Genomic DNA, 3,768 nt, shown 5'->3' on the forward strand with positions numbered 1-3,768 from the left:
TTTCCTGGAGAACAACCCAAGTCCGGCTGATTTCGTTATCCGCAGAATCATTAGCGTGTTCAATTACGAGAAGCAAATTCTGATACTGAATGATCGGATCAATAACCCCAAGGCCACTGAATCCGCAATTGCCAAAAACAAGCAGATATTGTCAGAATTGACCGCCAGAGTTAATGGAATGAGGCGGCAAATAGAGGCATCGGGAAAGATTTACCAGGGGCACCGCAGTCAAAATCAGAACGGTCAAAAGGATGCGGTTTCAATAGACGATTTCTTCCAGGCAGCTAGAAAAGCCAGCCGGTTGAATGACGAAAAAATGGAAGAAATGCTAAAAGGCCAACTCTATCCAAGTTTTTATATCGATCCCATTGACGGCAGTGAAATATCGAACGAATGGCAGATGGAAGTGGATATGGCTCAATCCATGATCGAGGAATCAGTGGCTAACTTCTCACGTCAAGCCGGTGAAAAAGGCAGTTACCCGGCTGAAATAGCCAAAGTCACGGCTGAAAGCAACGCTTTTGTAGTTGATGGAAAGCCTATCGTTACGGGCACGATTTCTCGTCAGGATGACGGCTCCCTGGCGATATTCAGCGTTTCCGAAAGATCCGCCTTCAGGGGCATCAAAGGTGATAATGGCATCCGTCAGATACCTTTAGTTCAATTCGTTAAGGGTGGGCAAATATTCTATCCCGGCTCTCCTGAATACGACACGCTCTTGAATGAAGCGGCAAGTATCGAGGATGAGATCAACGATAAAGGATTTCTGGATAACGGTTTTAGCGATATCGTTCCGGAAATAGCCCAGCGAAGAAAAGTTGAAATGATGGCCTCTTACTCTACTCACGGATACGCTCTGCCGCAGCCGTATTTCCCGTTCGTTATGACAAAAGACAATACAGTCGTAAGACGGCATATAAAAGAATCGCAAAAAAGTATTGTGAAGTCGATTAATTACGGGTCATTTGTGGCGCCAGCAAGCCTCGCGGTGGTAAAAGCGGACGGAATAGACAGTTCTGGCATGATCTCTGCAATGCGTGAATATGCGATTGCGAACAATCTAACCTTAACATTGGATGACTTCGATGGCTCCACCTACAATTTTGGTGCAGCTATCAAGAACCTCATTTCCGTGGATGATTTTGGGGCTGCGATTACAGGCAGAACAGCGCAGGAGATACGCGAACAGGTGGGTGATTTTATGCGCAAAACTCTTTACTGGTTCGATTACGAGAGCAAGGATCCGTCAGACGATTATCTGCCATACGATCTTCGTGCGATTGTAGCTGCGGCAATAAAGCGATTAGAGGAAGCAAATGCTCCGCAGCAGCCCGAAAATGAGACTGCAGCCACGCAAGAAGATACGAACTCTAAGATAATCGGCATCCGGATTGACACAACCTCGTGGCCTGTAATCATGGAGTGGAAAGAATACATAAAAGAGGCTGCTAATGAGGTTGGGGAAGGTCGATACAAGTGGGATAAGCCAAACAAGGCATGGAATGTTTATCAGCCGGTATGGGATAAATTGATGACTGATAGGCCAAACACAGCGCCGGACATTCTTGTTTTGGTAGACGGAACGCTCTCAAGAATCTAACAAGGGATACTTACAATGAATTTCACCGAATATTTATTTGATAAAGATGTTATCAGCGACATTATCCATGAACGCAAGAAAGGTTTGGTGGCTAACCGTGGATTCTCAAATCTACTGAGTTTCGGCCTGAGTGTTATTGCTGACAGACTTGCAAAGGACCGGCTGAGATATCGGGATTACGGTCCTTACTGGTGGGCTCTCAAGGATGTTATGAATGCAAACGGATATCAGCTTGGAAACCAGTCCGATCCACTCATAAAAAAGGCTTATCACGGCGATACTGACCTTGAAACTTTAATCATGGCCGATGAATTTCGCTCTGAATATCTGAAATCTGAAATAATTCACAGCAACAAATTCATGCTGGACAGCGAAAGTGGTGAATTCTGGACGCTCTTCGATATTGATATGGAAACTCCCGAACGCAAGTAACCCAGCACCCTCAATTCCCCTGATAACTTCAATTTCAGGAAAACCATCCATAAAGCGGTAGCCGGCATCATTAATATTGATGTATGGCTACTATCACTGGCAACAACATTCAAGACATGGTTTCGCACTGGCTAAAGACCCCGGTCAATGGCTATCTTGGCTCGGATTACGGCCAGGACATCAAGTCTCTTTTGCAAAACCCTCTTTCGAGCGGTGAGCCGGAGGCTGTGTTGCAAAAACTGCGTGTTGATGTGCCGGTGCTGCAGTCCATTCCCGACGGATCAGTCAATTTATACAGCGTACAAACACCGCCTGATCGACTTGATCTGGTAATTGAGGTTGCCGGTCAAGGCATTCAGGTGCCGAATTTGTGATTATTTTCATATTTTATATTTAAGGAATAACCATGCCTAGTGAATATCTGGATATTGAAGGCACTGAAGAAATTAGCGGATTACCAACCCTCACAGCAAGCCCTGGCGCGACAAATGCACTTTCATGTGGTTTTTATGACGTGATTGGCACCGTGCCATTCGCTCTGATGGTGGGAATGGACGTGAGCGCATTAACTTACACCAATAAGAAAGGTTATTTGGTACCAGCCAATCAAACCGCCACCGTCAGAGTTCGCAAGGATCGCAAGATAGGCTTTGTTTCAGACGGTACCGAGGGTGTTATTCACATACACAAGATTGGTTAATAACAAGACTGTTTTATATCGATAACTCATTGGACGAATAAAATTATGCCACGTTTTATTTATATTCCACCTGGGGCAGGTGCCGCCGGTCCAGCCGGTCCAAAATCCGGGCCTCCCTTCACATTCAGTACCAGCCTGACGGATGCGAATCCGGGTATAGGGAAATTTCAATTAAGTGCCGCAGATATAAACGGTGCTGATTTTCTGTATATCCATACCACCACAAATGATGGATATGATATGACCGAGGACTTCAATGTATATGAAGTGGGCGGTCGGTTGTATTTTGAGCAAAGCGTGGGGAATAAGAGAGCTACATTCCAGATAACCTCGATAGAGTTCAAAACAACTTACTGGAAAATCGGCATAATTCGAATTTCTGGCGTGAATTTCATCGTAGGAAGCTACGTTTTAACCTATTTCGACGCCGCAGAAACCAGAACCTACGAAAATCTGAGCGATCCAGATTTGCCAGAAGCAGGCGCGAATCCTGGTATGGCAATCATTCTTAATAACGTCAGCGGAAATCCTGGTGGGCAAAAATGCCTGGCCGTGTCAGACGGCACTGTATATGGCGTGATTGGCAGGGCTGTGTTAGAGCATGACAACGAAACGCACGCGCTGGTGTTTCCAAACACAGGACTAGCCTGGACCGCCAGCAATGTCGGTGGGCTCGTCAAACTAACGTCCAGCGCAGCGCACGGACTTACTGGCGGCATGTGCGACGGCAAGGCATCGTTGCACATCGGTACGGCATCAACAGGATTTGGATTGTATGACCTGTTGCCAATAACTACCGTGATTAGCACAACCGAAATCCAGACAAGTTTTCCTTGGCCTGGTGGAACCCCCGCTAATCCGCTTATTACCGAGGTGGGAGTGACCGCACAACTTAAGCCAACCAAAACGCCACCGCTTAAGGCAAATAGCCGCATCATTATTGATGCAAACTATATTGCTTCGGGCAGCAACCAGAAAACGGTTATTGTCAAATTGGGTGGAAACGATATTTTTACTCCATCCGTCATTACCACAT

5 protein-coding genes are annotated in these 3,768 nt (G+C 46.1%); all 5 read left to right on the forward strand.

Going from position 1 to position 3,768, the window contains the following annotated elements; all coding sequences use genetic code 11:
• The coding region (locus tag C7H79_RS16600; RefSeq protein WP_172592497.1) for a hypothetical protein at positions 1-1,600 on the forward strand (1,600 nt) is incomplete at its 5' end.
• Positions 1,601-1,615: 15 nt separating this feature from the next.
• Positions 1,616-2,032 (forward strand): hypothetical protein, encoded by a 417-nt coding sequence (locus C7H79_RS16605; protein WP_106708351.1) that lies wholly within the window; start codon positions 1,616-1,618, stop codon positions 2,030-2,032.
• Positions 2,033-2,115: 83 nt separating this feature from the next.
• On the forward strand, positions 2,116-2,406 hold the full coding sequence (locus tag C7H79_RS16610) for a hypothetical protein (RefSeq protein ID WP_106708317.1): 291 nt from the start codon (positions 2,116-2,118) through the stop codon (positions 2,404-2,406).
• A 32-nt stretch (positions 2,407-2,438) separates the two neighbouring features.
• Complete coding sequence (locus tag C7H79_RS16615; RefSeq protein ID WP_106708316.1) at positions 2,439-2,732, forward strand: hypothetical protein; 294 nt, start codon at positions 2,439-2,441, stop codon at positions 2,730-2,732.
• 45 nt (positions 2,733-2,777) lie between these two features.
• Positions 2,778-3,768, forward strand: a 991-nt coding sequence (locus C7H79_RS16620) for a hypothetical protein (RefSeq protein ID WP_147383658.1), incomplete at its 3' end; no start/stop codon positions are given.

Source organism: Nitrosomonas supralitoralis (genome assembly GCF_003011925.2).
In the GTDB taxonomy this organism is placed as follows: domain Bacteria; phylum Pseudomonadota; class Gammaproteobacteria; order Burkholderiales; family Nitrosomonadaceae; genus Nitrosomonas; species Nitrosomonas supralitoralis.